Below are 21,326 nucleotides of genomic sequence, written 5' to 3' on the forward strand. Positions count from 1 at the left end.
GCCGCAATGCTTTGTTGTCGTCAGCTTACATATATTTGATATGTGCGCTTCCTTCGCCTCGCCTTGCGAAAAAATTCCCGCAAATTCTTTTATGCTTTCAAAGTAGACAGACCACTAACGGGGCAGCGGTGTATTTTACGTATTGGGATGGTTTGGCTTGTCCATGTATTTGTCGTAGTCCTGCAGATTTTTGTTTTGTTTCTGGTTTTGTGCGTTCTTTTGCTGTTTTTGCTTATTGTCCTGCTGTGCCATGTGATCACCTCCTGCTTTTGGGGAATCACTGATTTATTCACACCGCGCATCCTAGTGGTCCACTAACTCTGAAAATACAATTCCTTTACGGTCCTTTTTCCGTAAGGCATCGTTGTCGTCGACTTACCTATGTTCGATAGGTGCGTCTCCTCCGCCTTGCCTTACGAAAAAATTCCCGCAAATTAATTTGCACTTTCAAAGTTGGCGAACCACTAACGGATCTTTTTCCGCCTGGCTACGTCAGCAAAACCTTGAAATAGGGGCCGCTATTCCTGCGGTTTTACTTCCTTGCCAGCCGAAAAAATCTCTCGCCAGGCTGGCAGGCTCATTAAATCAGCGGTTCCCTTAGTATTTGCGTCGTCCCCAAGGGCTATGCAGCAGGTGGCGGATTTGGCCGGTATTTAGCGCTCCCAAGAGCTTTTGAGGCGGAAAAGTTTTTATGACTGACAGACAGCAAGTTTCGTTTTGGCCATAATAATCGCCGCCTGTTCCGTCCGGGCAGGCAGGTTGGTTGGCACATAGTTAAAAGAGGTGGTGCCCATACTAAGCTGGATATATGAAATTTCCTGCCGGCAGCCAGCCGATCCAGGGAATAAAGGAGAAGAAGACCAATCCAAATAGGCAAGACGGTTAAGATACTATGAAAAAGAGAGGGTGTAAGGCATGGATGAGGTTTTAGCGTTTTTATTGGACAATCGTGTGTTTTATCTGGCCACGGTGGAGGGAAATGTTCCGAAGGTGCGTCCCTTCGGTTTTGCCATGGTATTTGAGGGAAAGCTCTATTTTGGCACCAATAATCAAAAGCCCGTATACCGGCAGCTAAAGGACAATCCCCTGTTTGAAATCAGCACAACTTCGCAGAGCGGCGAGTGGCTGCGACTCAGTGGCAAGGCCGTATTCGACACCACACTCCAAACCAAGCAGGCAGCTTTGGAAGCTATGCCCACACTAAAGAAAATGTATAGCGTGGATGATACGGTTTTTGAACTTTTTTACGTTGCCGAAGGCGAAGCGACTTTCCGGGATATGAAGGGATCATCCAGAACGGTTGCATTATAACAACAAGCGGTTGTCACAGTCTGTTGACTGTGACAACCGCTTGTTTTGTATTATGGTTACCAGGCTTTATAGGTAAGGTCGACATTTGCTGCAATGGTTGCCGTGCTAGCGGAAAGCAGCCGATAAAAAAATAAGCTATTAAGAGAAAATCATTTGAATTTTGTGTGTTGCCCACCTATTTCCATATAATGACGCAGCTTAAGGCATTATAGAAAATAATTTGACCTTTTGACTTTTTAATCTTTTTCATCCTTTTGTTATAATAAAGACAAGCCGATAAACGGTTTCTTAAATAGCGGAAGGAGTGAGTAAATATGTTCAATCTGGTTCCTTTCAACCGAAAGAATGAGGTGGCGCCAAGGGAGGATTTTTTTAATCATCTATTTGATCAATTCTTCCGGGAAGATTTCTTTGCTCCTTTTATGGCGGCAGGCAACAGTTTTCGGGTAGATCTTCGGGAAAATCGGGATGCCTATCTTATCAGTGCCGACTTACCGGGAATGAGAAAAGAAGATATTACCATTCAATTTGCCAATGATTACCTGACTATTTCCGCCAAACGGCAGGAAGAAGTGACGAATCAGGAAGAAAATTACTTACGCCGTGAACGGCACCAGGGAGAGTACAGCCGGAGTTTTTATATTAAAAATGTCCGGGATGAGGCCATTGATGCCGAATTTAAAGACGGTGTGCTGACCGTAACGCTGCCGAAACGTGAGCCGGAAGCGAACAACAATAGAACCATTACCATTCGTTGAGGAACAGGTGGTTGAAGAAAAGACCCGGCAGCCAGTGCTAATAAAAAGTACTGGCTGTCGGGTCTTTTTTTTGCAGTCATATTATTAAGCCGGCAGTTACTAAAACCAATATCCGGCATATGATACAGCATGGTGCTATAACAAAATGCCCGAAAATGGGCGGCAGGGAAAGAGGAATGCCTATGATCAGCATGATTATCGTAACTTTTAATAAACTGGATTATACCAAGCTTTGCATTGACAGTATCAGGCAGCACACTGCGGCAAATTCTTATGAGCTGATTGTCGTTGACAATGGCTCTACCGATGGTACGGTGGACTGGTTACGGGAGCAGCCGGATCTGCGTGTTATTTGCAACCAGGACAACGCGGGATTTCCGGCGGCTTGTAATCAAGGCATCAGGGCGGCGGAAGGTAATCATATTTTACTGCTCAATAATGACACGATTGTCACACCAGGCTGGTTAAGCAATTTATCAGCCTGTTTGTTTAGCGCCGCCGATATTGGCGCTGTAAGTGCTGTGACCAATTCGTGCTCCAATTTTCAAAATGTTCCCTGCGAATACAGTTGCATGGAAGAATTAATTGCCTTCGCCAGGCAGATGAATCATGCCGACCCCTCATTATGGGAAGAACGGGAGCGCCTGGTCGGCTATTGCCTGCTTGTCAAAGCGGAGGTTGTGGCGGCGGTCGGTCTGTTGGATGAAATATTTTCACCGGGAAATTTTGAGGACGACGATTATAGTGTGCGTATCCGGCAGGCAGGCTACCGGATGATTTTGTGCCGAGATGTCTTTATTCACCATTTCGGCAGTGTTTCGTTTAAAGAGCCGTCGATAAAGTTTACTACGCTGCTGCAAACCAACAAACAGAAATTTATCGAAAAGTGGGGCTACGATCCCCACAGCCGGCCTTCTTCCCAGGCGGTAGAGGACCCGGTTTTAAAAGGATGGTTTGCTTATCAACATGATGTAAATCATTTCCGGCAGGTGATCCAGGCGGCGTACCGGAAGTTTTCCTGCCTGGTCAGCCAGGCGGAATTTTCCCTGCTGACCGGCAATTATGAAAAAGCGCTGACCCTGGTTATGCAAGCCGCCGATTACGCCCATCACTGCCATCCGGGACTGTTTGCTTCCCACAGGCTGGAAGCTGTTTTGCGGAAAATTGCCGGTAACAGCGAACTGCGGCCGGCCACTCCTTTGGCGTTGCTGCAGCACCGGACCTCCGGCAAACGCCAGGTGCTGCATGTTTTGAGCCAGGGTTATGCCGCGGTGGGACATACGAAGGTGCTGGAACGCTGGATGACGGCGGATGCCGGTTCGGTCCATTCGGTATTGGTCACTTTAAACAGTGATACCAATCCTCCCGTCCTGGCTGCAGCGGCGCAGCGTTCCGGCGGCTGGTACGTGGCTTTGGACAAGATGAATGCATCCCTGTGTCAGAGAGCACTTTTGCTGCGGGACCTGGCTGCTATGTGGGCCGACCTGGTTGTCCTGCATATTCATCCCCATGATCCGCTGCCCGCCGTTGCGTTCGGTGCAGCAGGCAAGGTACCGGTAATTTTTGTGAATCATGCCGATCAGGGTTTTACAATTGGCATGAGTACAGCCGATCTGGTTGCCGAACATTGGACTTCCGGGCAGTTGATCAGTCAGAACAGGAGAATTTTTCCCCGTTCCTGTATGCTGCCGCTCCCCTTGGGAGAATTGCCGGAACCCGGCGATAAGCAGGCGGCCAAAAGGGGGTTGGGGATTACTGACAGTCAGTTGGTTTGCCTGACGGTAACCCAGCCTTATCGCGTGACTGCTTGCGGTGAATATGACTTTATAAAACTATTGAGGAAAATTCATGGCCGGCAACCGGAAACTGTTATGCTGGTCATCGGTATAGCTGAATCGGAAGAATGGAAACGGCTGCGGGAAGAAAGCAATCAGTGCATCCGCTGTGCCGGTATTCCGGCCGATGCAGCCCTTTATTATAATGCCGCCGACATTTATTTGGATTCCATACCGCTAGGTGCCCCGGAGGAAGCGCTGGCGGCCGGCGCCAGGGGAATCCCGGTTATCGGGCTGGCCAACTGCATTGCGGAGCAGTTTGACGGTATTCTGGCAGCGGATGGTATTAAAACACATGTCAATACGGAGGAAGAACTTTTGGCCGGTTTGGACACTTTGCTTACTGACGAGGAATACCGTTTCACGGTAAGCCGTAGTTTGCAAAATTCTGTGCGGAACCATTGCTGCCATGGCTGGAACGATCATCTGGAAACATTGTATTCGCTGCTTCCCGCTAAGCATACTCCGGTCGAGCTTGCTCCAACTGAAACGGTAACTACGGAAAAGCAGGATATTATTTGGTCCTATTTTCAGCACCGGTCCGGTTTGGTTCATTCCCGCTTTAGCTAATTGGGCAAAACGGAAAGCGGTACAGGCGGGTAGAAGAAGATGAAAACAAGAGAGGTATGTATGAAAACAAGTATTATTATTTGGGCTTGCAACCAACTGCAATATCTAACGCAAACTATCGCGAGTATTCGAACTTATACCGAACAGGAAAGCTATGAACTTATTGTTGTGGATGATCATTCGACGGACGGAACCACGGGATGGCTTAGCCAGCAGACGGATATAAAAATAATAACCAATGAACCAGACAAGGGTTATGCTGAGGGGTGCAACCAGGCAATTGCCAAGGCCGCAGGGGAAACCATCGTTCTGCTGGAGAGTGATGTAATCGTAACGCATCACTGGCTGGATAACCTTACCGCTTGCCTGTACAGTGAGCCAGGTATAGGTGCGGTAGCTCCTGTTACCAATTATGGAGGATATGCGCAGGCCGTACCGGTCAGCTATCAGAGCATCGATGAAATGCACAGCTATACTCAAAAATATAATCTGTCTAATTCAAGCTGTTGGGAAGAGCGAATTAAGCTTGCAGGGTATTGCCTGGCGGTCAGAAAGACCGTTATCGATTCGGTGGGACTGCTTGACGGAACGTTTAGTTCAGGCTATCTGCTGGACGATGATTATAGCTTCCGGATCAGAGCAGGAGGCTATAAGCTCATGCTGTGCCGGGATACCTTTGTACACCATGCGGGCGCGCCGCCGGCAGAGCCGGTTGATTACCGTGATATGCTTAACAAGTTTGCCGCTAAGTGGGGCTTTAATCCGGTATACTCGACTATCATCAGACAGGATATCGTTAATTTGATTGAAAATCCTAAAACACAGGCTATTGTCGTTTTGGAGATTGGCTGCGCCTGCGGCGCTACACTGATGAAGATTAAAGACGGCTACCATAAAGCAAGATTATATGGGATTGAACTCAATGAAAAAGCCGCATTAAGTGCTAAGTTATTTGCCGAGGTAATAGCTGCAGATATTGAAAATACAATATTGCCGTATCCTAAGGAATATTTTGATTATATAATTTTGGCTGACGTGCTGGAGCATTTGGAAAATCCCTGGCGGGCATTGGAAAACATTAAGGCTTATATTAAGCCAGGTGGCCAAATACTGGCAAGTATTCCTAATATTATGCATTTCAGCGTACTGCGCAATCTGTTGCAGGGCTTTTGGAGTTATGAAGAGGCCGGTATTTTAGATAAAACGCATCTGCGCTTTTTCACAATATATGAGATTGAGAAAATGTTTCAGAGTACCGGCTACAAAATGAACGCCTGTCACCCTAATTTTATACATGAAACGGCAGAGGACCGGCAATTTATCCTGGCATTAACCAGTGTTGCCGGCAATAACCGGCTCATGGATCAATGCCGGGCATATCAGTATATTGTGAGAGCTTGTAAGCCTGTTGACACTTTACCGGCAGGTCGCCCGGCAGAGGATTTAAGGAGAAATAAGCTTTGCTTTATTACCTGCGAGAATGATGATCCGATTTGCCTTTCTCACATCAGGGACTTGGAAATACCTGACGGTTATGAGATTGAGATCTTGTCCGTTAAGGGCAGTGTTTCCAGAGCTAACGCCTATAATCAAGCTATTGGTGAATCTGATGCAAAATATAAAATTTATCTACATGAAAATGTAGTTATCATTAATAAAAATTTTATTCGGGATATTTTACAGGTTTTTGAAGATTCCGTAGTCGGTCTGATCGGTGTGGCCGGGAGCACGCAAGTTCCTGCCAATGGAATCTGGTGGGAAGCAAATTGTACTTATGGCAAAGTATTCGACAGTCATAGAGGATATATGGAGCTGGTTGCTTTTCAAAATGTAGAGAATGAATATCAGGAAGTTCAGTGTATCGATGGCTTGATTATGATTACGCAATATGACCTGCCCTGGCGGGAAGACCTTTTTAATGGCTGGCATTTTTATGATTGTTCGCAGAGCATGGAGTTTATCAAAGCAGGCTATAAAGTGGTTGTTCCCCGCCAGCAGCAGCCGTGGTGTATCCATGACTGCGGTATAATCGGTTTGACCAATGGGTACCACGATTATCGCCGGGTCTTTGTTGATACTTATCTGAAGACAGACGTTTAGAGCGGTTCGCAATATAAATGCAGGTTAAGACAGTGATACGAAAGGAAATGTCAGCCGTAGGTTTGTATAAAATCAGCTATGTTTCCTGACAATAATAAGGGCCAGGCTTCCTCGATTTTTTCAAGGGGCCAGTGCCACCAGGCTATTCGCAAGAGATCTTTGACTGCTTCTTCTTTAAACCGTAGTCTGTAAAATTTAGCGGGGTTACCCGCGACAATCGAATAGGGTGCGACGTGTTTTGTCACAACGCTATGGGCGCCAATGACAGCTCCGTCGCCAATAGTAACGCCCGAAAGAATGAGGACCTTTCGTCCAATCCAGACATCGTTGCCGATGACGACATCGCCTTTTGATTTTGGATGGCCGGTAAATCCCTGGGCTTTTTCACAAAGAACATTAAATGGATAGGTAGTGATCCAGTCGTAACGGTGTTCGCCGCCTAACATAATTTCCACTCCGTCGGCAATAGCGCAAAATTTACCTATTTTTAATCTGGCTCCTTCGCCCCAGGAAAAAATATCGGGAGTTCCGTACGTCCAGTCGCCAATGTCATAATTCTGGTAATATTGGTTTTGGTTTAAAAACATAATTGCGTTTTCTCTCCTTTCTATTAAGGATGACTTATTTTCCGTTTTTATTACTTGTGCCGTGATTGGCCAAATAAATATTAGAGATGAATATGTGAGAATAGGCATGTCTTATGACAGTATTCAGGCATACGAAAAGACGGGTTAATAAAAAGCTAACCCGTCTTTTCGTATGCCTTCATGGGGTATTACCAAATTTGCAGGTAGTACTGTACGGCCAATGAAACAGAGGCTACGGCGAACCAGCAGGCTAATCCCAGTAAAACCGGCCGTATGCCGTTAGTTATAAGTTGGGGCAGGCTGGTTTTCAAACCGATGCCGACCATAGCGACAATAATGAGAAATTTTCCGGTTTGGGCTAGTAAAAGGCAAATTGCTGGAGGCAGTATTCCCCATGTATTGATGAACGAAGCGAAAACAAAGCCAATAATGAACCAGGGGAAGGTTTTAATGAAATTAAAAGTGCTGTCAGTTTTTTGCCTTTTTGCGGTAATCAGGGAGAGAACAAGCGTGGTGGGAATAATCATTAAAGTGCGGGTTAATTTTACAATGGTGGAGTAGTTGCCGGCAGCCTGACTATAGGAATAACCTGCGGCTACCACGGAGGATGTATCGTTAATGGCCGTGCCTGCCCACATACCAAACCCTGTATCGTTCAGCAGCAGGGCATGCCCTAAAAAGGGGAAGAGGAAGACGGCTGCAATGTTAAATAAGAATATAGTGGATATGGAATAGGCAATGTCCTTTTCACTGGCTCTAATGGCCGGTGCGGCCGCAGCAATGGCCGATCCGCCACATATAGCTGTGCCGACGCCAATCAAAATGCTGGATGTACCGGATACATTTAAATATTTGCCGGCGAGCCAGGCGGTAAGAAAAGCCGCACCAAGAGTAAATACAATGACATATAAGGACTGGCTGCCGGTAACAAGAATATGTTGCAGGTTCATTTCAAAGCCGAGCAAGATAATAGAGTATTGCAATACATTTTTGGCAACAAAATTAATGCCTGCATGATTGCTGACAGGTTTTTTCCAGTAAGCCCAAAGCATTCCCAGTAAGATACCCCATACTGGACCGCCGATCACCGGAAAATATCTACCCAGAAGCCAGGCCGGTACGGCAAAAGCAAGCGCCATACCCAGCCCGGTTATCCCTGGGGTGTTTGCAAATTGTTTCATGGTAAATACCTCCTTGTTACATGAGCATAACACTGGACTGGAAATAAGTAAAATACTATAATTATTTATATATCATAGGTTTTTACCTATAATTAAGGAGGGGGATCATGACATTAAGACATTTAACTATTTTTTTAGCTGTTTATGATGAAAAAAATATGACGGCCGCCGCGGAGAAACTGCATATTGCTCAGCCGTCGATCAGTCAGGCTGTTGCCGAACTGGAGTCTCATTATAATGTAAAGTTGTTTGAACGGTTGGGGCGTAAACTGTATATTACCCAAGCCGGGCAGAAGCTGGCAGGCTATGCCCGGCATATCCTGCATTTACACCGGGAAGCCGAAATTGCCATGAATGAAATAACCGACAAAGGATTGCTGCGGATCGGCGCCAGTGTAACGGTCGGCACTTGCTTGCTGCATCGTTTAATCAGACAGTTTATGGCGATAAATACCAATACCAGGATTTATCCGGTGGTAAACAATACAAAAATCATTGAGGACATGCTGCTGCTGGATCAATTAGACCTTGGTTTGGTGGAGGGGAACGTGCATTCACCGCTTTTAACGGTTACTCCGTTTATGAAGGATGAGCTTGTTTTGATTACGGCGCCAACCCATCCATTGGCGGAAAAGAAAAAAGTAAATATTGCAGAACTAAATGGGTTTGAATTTTTGGTCAGAGAAGAAGGCAGCGGAACCCGTGAGCTGTTTGAATCGGTTATGGCCAGCCAGGGAATAGGCTGGACTGCAGCCGGAGTTTATAATAATGCAGAAGCCATTAAAGAGGCTGTGGCGGAAGGAATCGCAGTTACCGTCATATCCAGAATGTCCGTGCAAAACGAAGCGAAGAGGAAGGATCTTGCTATTATCGAAGTGCAAGGAGCGAGTTTCCAGAGACAGTTTAGTGTGGTGTACCATAAGAATAAATTTATCTCTCCTCCGTTAGAGCGCTTCCTGCAAACCTGCTTTTCCCTGTAGGCGGTACGGCGGAACCTCCGGTATTTTATCTGCATACAATATTTCATACGGATATTCCGAAGTCGGACACTTATCCTAAGGGATCACTGACTAAATTACGACAGGTGTCACCAGCTTTGTCAGAGAATCTGAAAAGAACCTCAATTTTTGCTGTTTCTCTTCTTTGTCATGTGAAGAGTATTTCTTCATGTCAATGTACCTGCTAAGCAGTGGCTCCTGGGTAAGCACTGATTAATTCACGCTGCGTGTTCAGGCCGATCTTTTTCTGCCAGGCCGGCGGTTCATTTAATCAGCGGGGTACCTGGAAAATGGATAAGAAGTCATGCCGTATGGAGGTGTTTAGGTGAAATCGGCAGTCATTACTGGGATTACAGGGCAAGACGGAGCGTATCTGGCTAAGCTGCTGCTGGATAAGGGGTACAAGGTATATGGACTGATAGCGCGCCGGGCGACGGCAACGACCTGGCGGCTCGGATGGTTGGGAATTGAGTCGGAGGTGGAAATGATCAGCGGTGATCTAACCGATGTATCATCCCTGATCCGGCTTATCCGCATGGCAAAACCGGTGGAAGTGTATAATTTAGGGGCCCAAAGTTTTGTCGGAGCCTCCTGGCAACAACCCATATTGACGGCGCAAACAACCGGACTGGGGGTGTTGAATGTTCTGGAAGCCATCCGCCAGACCGATCCGTCCATACGCTTTTATCAGGCGTCGAGCAGCGAAATGTTCGGTCAGATTAAGGAGCCGGTGCAGTGCGAGACTACTCCCTTTTATCCGCGCAGTCCCTATGGGGTCGCCAAACTGTTTGGACACTGGATGACGGTGAATTACCGGGAAAGTTTCGGCCTGTTTGGCTGCAGCGGTATTCTGTTCAATCACGAGTCTCCCCTAAGAGGGCTGGAGTTTGTGACCAGAAAGGTAAGCGACGCCGTGGCAAGAATTAAGCTGGGAATGCAAAAGGAACTGCGGCTGGGCAATATTGATGCCAAGCGGGACTGGGGCTTTGCCGGAGATTATGTGAAAGCTATGTGGCTGATGCTGCAGCAGGAGCAGCCTGATGATTATGTGGTAGCCACCGGCTGTACGACCACTGTCCGGGAGATGTGCCGCATTGCTTTTTCTTATGTAGGGCTGAATTATGAGGACTACGTGGTGATTGATCCCCTGTTTTACCGTCCGGCGGAGGTTGAAGTGCTGCTGGGCAATCCGGGCAAGGCTGAACGCATTCTGGGCTGGAAGGCGGCGGTGGATGTCCGGCGGTTGATTGAGATGATGGTCGAGGCTGATCTCAAGCGGGTGACGGCGGAAAAACAACTCAAGGCGGAAACTAACGCCTATCAGCCGGAACCGCTTTATAAAGCGTAAGGAGTGAAGCTATGGAAGCTCAAGAGTTTGTTACGGTTGCCATTTTAGCCAAGGATAAAGCGCATGTACTGCCGCTATATCTTGAACTGATTGAGAAGCAAACCTATCCTGCCTCCCAGATAAAGCTCTATATCCGGACTAATAACAATAATGATAATACTGCGCAGTTGCTGCACCAATGGGTCGAAAAAGTAAAGGACAGGTATTCGGAAATTTACTTTGATGCCAGCGATGTGGCGGAACCGGTGCAAGAGTACAGCCCTCATGACTGGAATGCCTTGAAGTTGAAGGTACTGATCGATCTGCGCCAGCAATCGGTCGAATGGGCCAAGGCGCGGGGAACGCATTATTTTGTAGTCGATTGTGATAATTTTATTTCACCGGATACACTGGAGGAACTGTTGGCTACCGGGTTGCCGGTAGTAGGACCGCTGCTGCGCAATGGCGATGATCCGTTAAGCCTGTACGCCAATTATCACTTCGTTACGGATGACAACGGGTATTACCGGCATTCGCCTTTATATCATGAAATCCTGAATCAGACAATAAAAGGACTCATTCAGGTGGAAGTCATTCACTGCACCTATCTTGTCCGCCGCGAGGTATTACCTGTCGTGAATTATAACGACGGGAGCGGCCGGTATGACTACGTCATTTTCAGCGATACGCTGCGCAAGGCCAATGTACCGCAGTATATCGACAACCGCCGTGTTTACGGTCTGCTTACCTTTAGTGATACCGCCGAGGAATTTAAGGCTAAACAAATAAAAATCGTTTAATATAAAAATAAAAATCACCGCAGCCTGCTGTTGCGGTGATTTTTTTATTGATCAATTGGTATTAATAAATTCGTGGGCCCAGATCAGCGCTTTCTGGTAGGATTGTGATACCTGATATTCCTGAATAGACATGGCCCGGGTGAACCGGGAAATTGTTTCCCACTCGCCCCGCTCATAGGCCTGCATAAGCTTATAGATTAACCCAAGCCGGTTGGGTTTGATGCTGAGCAGGGCATCCTTGATTTCCTCGTCCAATGCTATTTCTTTCAATATTTCCGGCAGGGGGCGGTCCAGCAGGGCATCCAGGTGGGAAAGCATGCCCATCAGAAAGGCATTGGAGGTCTGCTGTTTGGACAGGTTGATGCCGGCAAGATTTTCAGCAAACCGGGCTCTGACCAGGGAATTGAGGATTAATTCGCCGGGCTTATGATTGCCCATTCCCTTAAGTGCCATAAGCGAGGCCCATTTGCTAAGTTCTTTCTGTCCCAGCAGCGTTAGTGCCTGGCGCAGTGATTGGATTTTATTGCTTAAGCCAAAAAAAGCTGAATTGATGAATTTAAGAAGGTTGTAGGAAAGCGATACATCCCGTTTTATAATAGCCTCCAGTTGGGCGAACTCTAAATAGGGCTGGTTGATTTCCCGCAGAATGCTAAGATAGTTGATCTTATAGCTGGGAATGTCTTTGCTGGACAGTACAACGGGCTTGCAGAAAAAGTATCCCTGAAAATAAGAGTAGCCCATCTGGAGAGCAGCCTGAAAATCGGCGTGGGTTTCGACTTTTTCCGCCAGAAATTTGATGGGATAGTTCCTGCATCGGTCCAGCAAAGCTTTTCTTTCTTCCGGAGGTGTGAGCCGGAAATCTACTTTTATAATGTCGGCCAGCTCAACAAAAGGTATAAACTTCGGCTTGAACACGAAATCGTCCAGCACCAGGCAGTAGCCGTCCTGCTTGAGTTTTCGACAGGCAGCAATCACCGCTTGGTCGGGTTCGATGTTTTCCAGGATTTCAACCGCAATCAGTTCTTTCGGCAGCATGGAGGGAATTTCATTTTTTAAAGAGTTAGCTGTAAAGTTAATAAAGGCCTTCTTACCGTTGGTCAGGTTCTCCATGCCGATTAGCAAAAAGCTGTTGACCACAACACTGTTGGTGGCCTGATCGCCGTCAGTGCCGTCGTAGGCATTGGCTACCTTGCTGCGAAACAGCAGCTCGTATCCAAAGACGTTCTGATTGCAGTCAAAAATAGGCTGCCGGGCTACATGTACTTCTGTTTCCTGGGCCATCATAAAAAAGACTCCTTTCCTATTAGTCTGGTACCGCTCTAGTATCTTTATAGCCTTAATCCAATGAATCTTGATGGTCTATTTTCCGTATCTCTCCGCTGCTGTCGGGCAGCATACTACGGTATAACGCCTTACCGCGCTTTGCGCTAAGACACAGAGCCTCAACATCATCCTGTGTTATAAGGTTTCCACAGTTCAAAGTCAGATTGGCCGGGTGGCTACCGTACAATTGCGTCCCGCCTGCTTGGCCTGGTATAAGCGCTTGTCGACCTGGTCGACAAGTTGATGAAAATCCGTTTCCTGGCCGGTGAACATGTAGACTCCGAAGCTGGCTGTGATGCACAGTTCTCCGGCCGAAGTTGGAATGGAGGTCTGTTCAATGGTTTTACGAAGGGTTTCCGTAATATGATAAGCCTGCGCTTCCGAACAATCACTTAAAGCCAATAAGAATTCTTCGCCGCCATAACGAGCGACCCAGTTTTCCTGTTTATGCCGCACATGCTCGTGCAACTTCTGGGCGAAAAACTTCAATACTTCGTCGCCGACGGCGTGCCCATATCTGTCGTTTACCTGTTTAAAATAGTCAATATCGGTCATGATCAGGGAAAAAGGCTGCTTATTCTGCCTCACCCGGGCAATTTCCAGCGGCAACTGCTTGTCGATGTAACGCCGGTTGTACATGGTGGTCAGGGCGTCGCGAAATACCAGATGGTAAAGATTATTCACAAAGTGATAGGTGAGGGAGTTGGTTTCTTTGGGGGCGGTCAACGCCTGCTCCAGTGCCTTGTCTTCTATACAGGCAATGAGCTCTAAGGTCTGAAGCTGTCCTGATATTTCCAGCGGGATAGCGGTGATGAGAAAGAATTTTCCATCCACGGCTTCAATCCGGACAAGAATTTGCCGGCAGCGGGCGGCCTCCAGACACATGCAATTCTGGCAGAACGACTCGGCAGTTCCGCAGCGGGAAAAAATGGCATGATGAGGAGAATTCCCGGGGGACTGGCAGGAAATAAGCGGTTGATGGGGTGCTGTCGGTGAAGGGGAGATAATTCTTGCTATATCGTAATATTTGGCTAATACCTTCAAATCGGTGGGAAGAAAGTCGCGAATCAATGGGATTGCCTCCTAGCAATAAGCCGGCGGACTTACGGCACGGAACCGAGGTCGGTTACCGAAGGCCGTTTGATGTAAGGGTGGTTGTTCCGGCACATCTGTGGTACTATATAATAAGGACAATTGTCCAATATTGTTGAAAAATGTTTATAAAGCGCACAAAAAATCTATTATATTCATTATGACAGCTTATCGGGCCGCTTACAATCTCTCCTATGTACAATCATTTAAGGAAAAAAGGGGAAAATACTATCCCCTGGAGATAGTAAAGAGTAGATAAAGGGGCATGACTTATGTCCTTTTTTGACAGGACGGCCTTTTGTCGATAAGAGAGGGGGCAGAAATAATGCAGATCAAACATCCGGACTGGTTGCAGATTCACCGGCAGCAGGGCGGTGTTCTGTATGGATATAATCAGGGCTGGTACAGGACTTCTTTTCAACGAACCAGAGGCTGCGGGCCGACGGCGGCGGCGATGCTGCTGGTATACCTAAACCGGCGTCAGCCCGGTTCGCTGCCTTATGAAGCCGGTAACCTAACCGAAATTGCCGATATACTGGAAGAGGTTTGGTCGTTTATTACTCCTGACCGGCTGCTGGGCCTTAACAGCACCGGTAAGTTTTGTGAAGGCGCCGGCAGATTGCTCAGCCATTATGGGCTGCCCTGGCGCTGCCAACGGCTGGGTATTAGCGCTTTGCACAAGAGAAGACCTTCGTTACAGGAAATCGTGCTATTTTTGGAGACAGCCCTGGCTGCCGATTATCCAGTTGCTTTTTTGAATTTGCACAAAGGAAAGGTGATGGAACTGGAAAGCTGGCATTGGCTGGTGATTACCGGTTTGCGCTATGAGGCCGAGCAAGACCGGTATAAGATCACTTGCTACGACAACGGACGCTGTTTGACAGTCGATCTGGGACTATGGCTGCAGACTACCCGCTTTGGCGGCGGTTTTGTCTATATTGAGCTGCCGGAAAATCATGAATAGAAAGGAAGCTTGCAAAAGGTCTGGGGCGTGTTCTCAAACTAACCGATAGTTTGAGAACACGCCCTAGACCGGACTCCCGGTGTTTGCAAACGTATAAGGTGTAATATGAATAATCAGGTATTATGGACGTTGGAATTTTTAGGCATGAGTGCCAGCAGTTTTTTTCAGTATATGACACACTATGCCCTGATTGCCGCTTTGCCAGTGGTGGTCATTGGCCAGTTGGGCGGCAATGAATGGCAGGCCGGTTTGGCGATGACCTTTTTTCAAATCGGCGCCGTGCTGTTCCGGCCCCTGGCAGGTAAATGGATTGATCAGTTTGATAAAAAAAGGATGCTGTTTGCCGTGCTGGCGGTGTTCTTCGCGGTGAGCGTAATGTATTTGGGTGTAACCGGGCTCGGTTTATCTTTCTTATTGTTAATTCGCTTTCTTCATGGCGGCGTGTTTGCCGTAGGCAGTACGGCGGTGGCGGCAACGGCCGCGCTGATTGTGCCGGAACAGCGAAAAGGGGAAGGCATCGGTTATTTTGCCATGTTTTCCACGCTGGCCATGGTGGTGGGGCCTTTTTTTAGTTTGACGCTGATTTCCCACTATACGCCGGAGGTTCTTTTTGCCAGTGTTGTTGTACTAGCCGCCCTCGCTTTTTGGACGGCCAATCGGAATACGTTGGATGGATTGGCCGGCAAGGGAAAAAAGCCGGGCGGCCGTTCGCTGCGCTGGCATGATTTTATCGAGGCCCGTGCTTTGCCGGTTGCTTTCATCGGCGGATTGCTGTTTTTTGCCTATGCCGGTGTGTTGGTATTTGTGCCGATTTATGCCCGTTTGCTTGAACTGACGCAATATACCAGCCTGTTTTTTGCGGTATACGCGCTATCCATCGTAATCACCCGCCCGCTGGTAGGCCGAGTGTTTGACCGGGCCGGCATGCATATGGTGGTATATCCGGGAATTATGCTGTTTGTGCTTGGCCTGGTCTGCCTGAGTCGGGTACAGGGAGCTGCCGGTTTTTTAATCGCCGCCGCAATCATTGGTGTGGGTTTCGGTGCCCTGAGTCCGACTTTTCAGGCACTGTCCGTTCAGGTTTCGCCCAGCCGGCGGGCCGGTGTGGCTACATCCACTTATTTTTTGGCGTTGGATGTCAGCGTGGGAATGGGATCTTTTTTTCTTAGTTTTCTGGCTGCCGGCGTCGGTTACCGCAGCATGTATTTATTTACCGCCTTGGTTGTCGGCCTGGCTGCCGTTGCCTACTATAATCTGCGACGGCGGCTTGTCAGCCGCGGCGGTTCTGCTGCTTAAGGTTGTGCTTGCCTGTTGCGGACCATAACAGGTCTGCCGTAAGGCAGAAGCTTTTGACATAGACATAAAAAACGCGCCGGTATGCTTGGCTGCTGCCAAGCATACCGGCGCGTTTTGCCGTTAGAGGGACAATCCAATCGGTGATAGCCCTAGCTGGGTAATGGTCTGTAAATCGGTGTCGGCGCCGCGGCCGCTGGTGGTCAGGTAATTGCCCAGCAGCATGCCGTTGATTCCCGATAAAAAACCTAAAGGTACAAGCTCACCCAAATTGCGTTCCCGGCCGCCGGCGTACCGGATAATTTTGTCCGGCAGGATAAAACGGAAAATCGCAAAGGTCTGTAAAATTTCCAGCGGATGCAGACGGGCGACATTTTCTACCGGTGTTCCTTTAATCGGATTCAAGACATTGATCGGGACCGAATCCACGTTAAGTTCCTTGAGGGCAAAGGCCAATTCAATCCGCTGCCGCCAGGATTCGCCTAAGCCGATAATGCCGCCGGAGCAGACTTCCAGACCGGCCGCTTTGACTTTTTTGATGGTGGCTACCCGGTCATTATAGCTATGGGTGGAACAAATTTGGCTAAAAAAGCTTTTGCTGCTTTCCAGGTTGTGGTGATAACGGGTAATGCCTGCCTGTTTTAAGGCAGCTACGTGTTCATCGGACAGGATGCCGAGCGAACAGCAGCGTTGTAAGGTGGTTTCGCGGCCGATGCGTTGAATGGCCTGGGTGATATTGGGGAAATCGGCATCGTTTTTCATGCCGCAGCCGGAGGTAACAATACAAAAACGGTAGGCGCCGTGAGCTTCCGCCTGTTTGGCCGCCGTTACCAGGGCTTGTTCGCTAAGCAGGGGATAGCTTTCTATTTGTGTGCGATGATGGGCCGACTGGGCGCAAAAACTGCAATTCTCCGAGCAGTTGCCGGAACGGGCGTTGACGATTTCGCAGGTGTCGATGGTTGAGCCGGTAAAGTAAACGCGTATTTTATTGGCCAAACTTAGCAAAACGGGAATATCATCCTCCGCCAGCTCGGTTAAGGCCAGGGCGTCGTCAAAAGAAAGGGCGGAGCCGCTTAATACTGTCTGAGCCAGATCAAATAAGTCTTGAAGTTTCATTATAAAATCTCCTTTGTATAATCGGCCGGAAGCAGGCCGGCATCGTGAATCATAGTAAAGTCATCGGCCGCCTGGCGGCCTTTAAACGTTAAGTAATTGCCGATAATCAGTCCGTTGGCCCCGGCCAGCATGAGCAGGCCCTGCATATCGCGCAGGTTGATTTCCCGCCCGCCGGCGGGGCGGATGATGCGGTCCGGCAGGAGAAAACGAAACATGGCAAAGGCTTTTATGATAGCAAGGGCCGGCAGGGGAGCTGTTTTTTCCAGAGCGGTTCCTTTTATCGGATTTAAAATATTGATGGGAACCGAAGCGACCTGAAGCTCCCGCAGGGTGAGTGCCAGGCTGATCCGATCCTCCCAGCTTTCGCCAAGGCCGATGATGCCGCCGGTACAAAGCTCCAGCCCGGCGTTCCTGGCGGCCTGAACGGTTGCCAGCCGGTCCTGGTAAGAATGGGTGGTGCAAATTTCGGAATAAAATTGCCGGCTGGTTTCGAGGTTGTGGGCGTAGCGTCTGACGCCGGCAGCGGCCAGTCGCCGGGCCTGGGGGCCGGAAATGGTGCCCAGGTTGGCACAGACAGCCAGACCGGTGACGGTGGTGATGCCCCGGATTATTTCCAGAATCCGTTCAAAATCGGGATCGCCCTCCATTCCTCTGCCACTGGTGACCAGACTGATGCGGGTAGCTCCGCTGCGCTGGGCTTCCTGCGCTTTTTTCAGCAGTTCATCGAAAGATAGCAGAGGATAGACCGGAGCGTCAGTTTGATGATAAGCTGATTGGGCGCAGAACTTACAGTCTTCTGAACAAGTGCCGGATCGGGCATTGATGATGCCGCACATGTCGACAGCCGGTCCTTTATAGTGTTCACGGATTTTGTTGGCGTAGGCTGCCAGCAGCAAGATATCCGAGCCCTCGGCGTCGGTTAACTGCAGGGCTTCGCTACCGGTTAAAGTAGCGCCGTCAAGTACTTTTTCGGCCAAGTCTTTAATTAAATCGAGCATAAGGAACTCCTTTACTGGCAAAATGCTAACTTTGTTGTATAGTCGGTTTACGATTCGGATATACATTGACTAAGTAGGGTAAAAGAAAAGCCTTGCGGAAGAATTTGCCGGTGGCAGGAACCGACCGGCTTAACGAGAAATATTTATATAATTTATCATTTGCGGTGAAGGGGTGTTGGCATGAAAAAAGTAGGCGTGGTTTTAGCGGGATGTGGCGTGTTTGACGGTTCCGAAATTCATGAGGCAGTATTGACCTTGCTGTTTCTCAGTGAGGTGCAGGCTGAAGCGCAGGTCTTTGCTCCCGATAAGAAGCAGCTTCAGGTCATTAATCATGCTACGCAGCAGGAGACGACGGAAAGCCGGAATGTGCTGGTCGAGTCCGCCCGCATCGCTCGCGGCAATGCTATGCCGCTTGAAAAACTGGACATGGCGGTGCTTGACGCCGTGATTTTTCCCGGTGGGTTCGGTGCGGCAAAAAATCTGTGTAGCTTTGCAATTGACGGTCCGGACAGCGTAATTGATCCGGCAGTGGCCCGGGTGATTCGCGAAGCCCACCGGCAGGAAAAACCGATTGGCGCCATGTGCATCGCGCCGGTGCTGGTGGCGCTGGCCTTTAAGGAAACTACGGTGCGGCCCCGCTTATCGGTCGGCTCCGACCAAGAGGTTCATTCCGTCCTGAAAGCCTGGCGGGCAAATACAGTCTGCGCCGGGGTGACTGATGTCGTAGTGGATGAAAAGAATAAAATCGTGACAACGCCTGCGTATATGCTTGGGCAAAATATCGCCGAAGTGGCCGCAGGCATAGAAAAGCTGGTCCAAGAAGTGTTAAGGCTGGCTTAAGACCAACAATGATAGCGAAGGTGAAAAATTGGACTTGGAACTTTAAAAGAATTCCGGGTCCAACTTGTGCCAGCCCCCTGCGTTTTTTAAAATCAGGCCGAATTTTTGATGAAACCGATACGGCGCAAAATGGCAAGAACTTTTACCCCCGTGGCGGCAATCAGGACCGATAAAATCATATCGGGTATAATATAGGGGGTAAAGCCTACGGCCAATGCCTTGCTCAAGGCCATACTTTTGCCCAGATATAGGTTGACGATTAAATACAAATAGGGAACTCCTATCAGATAAATCAAAAACAAGCCAAGCAGTACGGCGCCGAGTAATTTGGCAAAAGTGACGGCAGCGCCGAAGCGTTCCATACATTTGCCGATGACATAGGCACAAAGGGCAAAGCCCAGTAAATAACCAAAGGTGGGCTGTAATATGTAGGCGGGCCCGCCGCCGTTAACAAACACCGGAATGCCGATCAGTCCGAGCAAAATGTACAAGGCCTGTGAATACAGCCCCTGTCGGGAGCCTAGCAGGATACCGGCATAGGCACAGAATAAAAACTGTAAGGTGTAGGGAACGATAGGCGTCGGAATTTTAATAAAGGCGCCTACAGCCGTCAAAGCGGCAAAGATGGCGATTAACAGCATGTCGCGCAGGGAAAGCTTCATAGAGATACCTCCAGGGTTATAGTGTTTTGGGGCAAACGGAAAAATAAATACCATTGTTAACTTATTATTTATTATTGGTTAACAATGGTATCATACACTGAAACAGGTTAAAAGTAAAGGCTGTAGAATAACCGGAGGCTTCCGGGTTATGGTTAAAAATAACAAGAGATAAATATATCGCATATTATTTTAAGGATAAACGACTTTTTAGCTTATTTTTCGATTATTTTCAAAGAATATCGACAGATGAGCAAGTTTTTGATATGATTAGATTCATGAATTGATACCATAGCCAGTCCAATCTGTTGAAAAGTGACCGGATGGGTTCCGTAACACGTGTTGTCGCTAAGCGGCATACTTCGGTATGTTCCGTTTCGCCGCCCTTTTTACGAAACCTGTTCTTTTCATGTGCTTGCTGCTGGCAATTGGTCAGGTTTTATTATCTTTTTAATAGCAGGAGTTTGATGATGAAGATAGCCACGCCTTATTATTTAATTGATGAAAATAAATTGCTGCGCAATATGGAAATTATTCGTCAGGTACGTCAGCTTTCCGGTGCCAAATCGGTATTGGCCCTTAAATGCTTTTCCACCTGGTCGGTCTTTGAATTAATGCGCCGGTATATGGATGGAACGACATCCAGCTCGTTGTTCGAAGCCCGGCTGGGTTATGAGAAGTTCGGCAAGGAGACGCATGCTTACTGTGTCGGTTATTCGGCGGAAGATATCCGGGCGGTAACGGCGTTTGCCGACAAGGTGATTTTTAATTCCGCTTCGCAGCTGGAGCGATACTATGAACTGGTAAAGACAAAAAAAGTCGGCCTGCGGGTCAATCCGGGTATCAGCCATTCTCATTTTGATCTGGCCGACCCGGCCCGGCGCCATTCTCGGCTGGGTGTAACTGATAAGGCGGTGCTGGCGGCGCAGTTGCCGCGGCTTAGCGGCTTCATGTTTCATTATAACTGTGAAAATGATGACTATCCTGCCTTTGTCCGCCAGCTTGACTATATCGGTGAACAGTACGGGGATATGCTAAAGGAACTGGAGTGGATAAGCCTGGGTGGCGGCATCTACTTTACCAAGGAAGGTTATCCGGTGGAGGCATTTAGCCGGACGCTGGCCGACTTCGCCAGGACCTACGGGGTGCAGATTTATCTGGAACCGGGAGAAAGCGCCATAACCGGTGCCGCCGAGCTGGTGACCCGTGTCGTCGATATTGTACAGAACGAGGTCGATATTGCCATTGTCGATGCCTCGGTGGAAGGGCATATGCTGGATTTATTAATCTACCGTCTGGCGGCCAAAATAGAGGCGGAACAAGCCACAGGGCACTCTTATATGGTAGCCGGCTGTTCCTGCCTGGCCGGTGATGTCTTTGGCACCTTTCGCTTTGCTGACAGACTGGAGGTTGGCAGTGAAATCCGTTTTGCCGATGCTGCCGGCTATACCATGGTGAAGAAAAACTGGTTCAACGGTCTCGCCATGCCGGCCATTGCCGTAAAGCGGCTGGACGGTACACTGGAGGTTGTCCGAACCTTTGATTATGCAGATTTCCTAACTAGTTTATCATAA

General features: G+C 48.4%; 18 protein-coding genes. 11 read left to right on the plus strand and 7 right to left on the minus strand.

Features of this window, described 5'->3' with window-relative positions; translation table 11 throughout:
* Window positions 1-915 precede the first annotated feature (915 nt).
* The 4 genes from F3H20_RS07910 to F3H20_RS07925 all read left to right on the plus strand — a co-directional run bounded on the left by F3H20_RS07910 (window position 916) and on the right by F3H20_RS07925 (window position 6,574).
* Window positions 916-1,311, plus strand: a complete 396-nt coding sequence (locus tag F3H20_RS07910) for a pyridoxamine 5'-phosphate oxidase family protein (RefSeq protein ID WP_149734400.1) — start codon at window positions 916-918, stop codon at window positions 1,309-1,311.
* A gap of 314 nt (window positions 1,312-1,625) precedes the next feature.
* Window positions 1,626-2,069, plus strand: coding sequence for a heat shock protein Hsp18 (gene hsp18 / locus F3H20_RS07915; protein WP_149734401.1), 444 nt, complete (start codon window positions 1,626-1,628; stop codon window positions 2,067-2,069).
* Window positions 2,070-2,251: 182 nt separating this feature from the next.
* The gene (locus F3H20_RS07920; protein WP_262501604.1) at window positions 2,252-4,474 is read left to right on the plus strand and encodes a glycosyltransferase; all 2,223 of its coding nucleotides are present in this window, start codon (window positions 2,252-2,254) and stop codon (window positions 4,472-4,474) included.
* 60 nt (window positions 4,475-4,534) lie between these two features.
* Window positions 4,535-6,574, plus strand: a complete 2,040-nt coding sequence (locus tag F3H20_RS07925; protein WP_188128238.1) for a glycosyltransferase — start codon at window positions 4,535-4,537, stop codon at window positions 6,572-6,574.
* 50 nt (window positions 6,575-6,624) lie between these two features.
* Here F3H20_RS07925 and F3H20_RS07930 read toward each other — a convergent pair whose 3' ends face one another.
* Both F3H20_RS07930 and F3H20_RS07935 read right to left on the minus strand, forming a co-directional pair.
* A complete protein-coding gene (locus F3H20_RS07930) occupies window positions 6,625-7,161 on the minus strand; it encodes a CatB-related O-acetyltransferase (protein WP_223191680.1) in 537 nt (178 codons plus the stop codon).
* Between the two features lie 188 nt (window positions 7,162-7,349).
* Window positions 7,350-8,342 carry a YeiH family protein gene (locus F3H20_RS07935; protein WP_149734403.1) on the minus strand — a complete coding sequence of 331 codons (993 nt, stop codon included), beginning with the start codon at window positions 8,340-8,342 and terminating at the stop codon, window positions 7,350-7,352.
* A gap of 107 nt (window positions 8,343-8,449) precedes the next feature.
* Here F3H20_RS07935 and F3H20_RS07940 point away from each other — a divergent pair, with 107 nt between their 5' ends.
* The 3 genes from F3H20_RS07940 (at window position 8,450) to F3H20_RS07950 (ending at window position 11,467) form a co-directional block, all read left to right on the plus strand.
* On the plus strand, window positions 8,450-9,322 hold the full coding sequence (locus F3H20_RS07940) for a LysR family transcriptional regulator (protein ID WP_149734404.1): 873 nt from the start codon (window positions 8,450-8,452) through the stop codon (window positions 9,320-9,322).
* A gap of 343 nt (window positions 9,323-9,665) precedes the next feature.
* Window positions 9,666-10,688 carry a GDP-mannose 4,6-dehydratase gene (gene gmd, locus F3H20_RS07945; RefSeq protein WP_149734405.1) on the plus strand — a complete coding sequence of 341 codons (1,023 nt, stop codon included), beginning with the start codon at window positions 9,666-9,668 and terminating at the stop codon, window positions 10,686-10,688.
* Window positions 10,689-10,699: 11 nt separating this feature from the next.
* A complete protein-coding gene (locus F3H20_RS07950) occupies window positions 10,700-11,467 on the plus strand; it encodes a glycosyltransferase family 2 protein (protein WP_149734406.1) in 768 nt (255 codons plus the stop codon).
* 51 nt (window positions 11,468-11,518) lie between these two features.
* On the opposite strand, the gene F3H20_RS07955 is transcribed toward F3H20_RS07950, so the two are convergent.
* Together F3H20_RS07955 and F3H20_RS07960 are read right to left on the minus strand one after the other, a co-directional pair.
* The gene (locus F3H20_RS07955; RefSeq protein ID WP_223191681.1) at window positions 11,519-12,751 is read right to left on the minus strand and encodes an EAL and HDOD domain-containing protein; all 1,233 of its coding nucleotides are present in this window, start codon (window positions 12,749-12,751) and stop codon (window positions 11,519-11,521) included.
* Between the two features lie 198 nt (window positions 12,752-12,949).
* Entirely contained in the window at window positions 12,950-13,861 is a 912-nt protein-coding gene (locus F3H20_RS07960) for a GGDEF domain-containing protein (protein ID WP_149734407.1), read from the minus strand.
* 346 nt (window positions 13,862-14,207) lie between these two features.
* On the opposite strand from F3H20_RS07960, the gene F3H20_RS07965 reads away from it, so the two are divergent.
* Both F3H20_RS07965 and F3H20_RS07970 read left to right on the plus strand, forming a co-directional pair.
* Entirely contained in the window at window positions 14,208-14,846 is a 639-nt protein-coding gene (locus F3H20_RS07965; RefSeq protein WP_149734408.1) for a hypothetical protein, read from the plus strand.
* 105 nt (window positions 14,847-14,951) lie between these two features.
* Window positions 14,952-16,142 carry an MFS transporter gene (locus F3H20_RS07970; RefSeq protein WP_149734409.1) on the plus strand — a complete coding sequence of 397 codons (1,191 nt, stop codon included), beginning with the start codon at window positions 14,952-14,954 and terminating at the stop codon, window positions 16,140-16,142.
* Window positions 16,143-16,262: 120 nt separating this feature from the next.
* Here the strand turns inward: F3H20_RS07970 and bioB (F3H20_RS07975) are convergent, their stop codons facing one another.
* Both bioB (F3H20_RS07975) and bioB (F3H20_RS07980) read right to left on the minus strand, forming a co-directional pair.
* Window positions 16,263-17,255 carry a biotin synthase BioB gene (gene bioB / locus F3H20_RS07975; protein WP_149734410.1) on the minus strand — a complete coding sequence of 331 codons (993 nt, stop codon included), beginning with the start codon at window positions 17,253-17,255 and terminating at the stop codon, window positions 16,263-16,265.
* Window positions 17,255-18,253 carry a biotin synthase BioB gene (gene bioB / locus F3H20_RS07980; protein ID WP_149734411.1) on the minus strand — a complete coding sequence of 333 codons (999 nt, stop codon included), beginning with the start codon at window positions 18,251-18,253 and terminating at the stop codon, window positions 17,255-17,257. Before bioB (F3H20_RS07980) ends, bioB (F3H20_RS07975) begins: the two co-directional genes overlap by 1 nt.
* A gap of 180 nt (window positions 18,254-18,433) precedes the next feature.
* On the opposite strand from bioB (F3H20_RS07980), the gene elbB reads away from it, so the two are divergent.
* A complete protein-coding gene (gene elbB / locus F3H20_RS07985; protein ID WP_149734412.1) occupies window positions 18,434-19,093 on the plus strand; it encodes an isoprenoid biosynthesis glyoxalase ElbB in 660 nt (219 codons plus the stop codon).
* A 92-nt stretch (window positions 19,094-19,185) separates the two neighbouring features.
* On the opposite strand, the gene F3H20_RS07990 is transcribed toward elbB, so the two are convergent.
* Window positions 19,186-19,755: a biotin transporter BioY gene (locus F3H20_RS07990; protein WP_149734413.1), complete on the minus strand. Its 570-nt coding sequence runs from the start codon at window positions 19,753-19,755 to the stop codon at window positions 19,186-19,188.
* 464 nt (window positions 19,756-20,219) lie between these two features.
* Here F3H20_RS07990 and nspC point away from each other — a divergent pair, with 464 nt between their 5' ends.
* Complete coding sequence (gene nspC, locus F3H20_RS07995; protein WP_223191682.1) at window positions 20,220-21,326, plus strand: carboxynorspermidine decarboxylase; 1,107 nt, start codon at window positions 20,220-20,222, stop codon at window positions 21,324-21,326.

Origin of the sequence: Propionispora hippei DSM 15287, from assembly GCF_900141835.1 — a bacterium.
Taxonomy (GTDB): domain Bacteria; phylum Bacillota; class Negativicutes; order Propionisporales; family Propionisporaceae; genus Propionispora; species Propionispora hippei.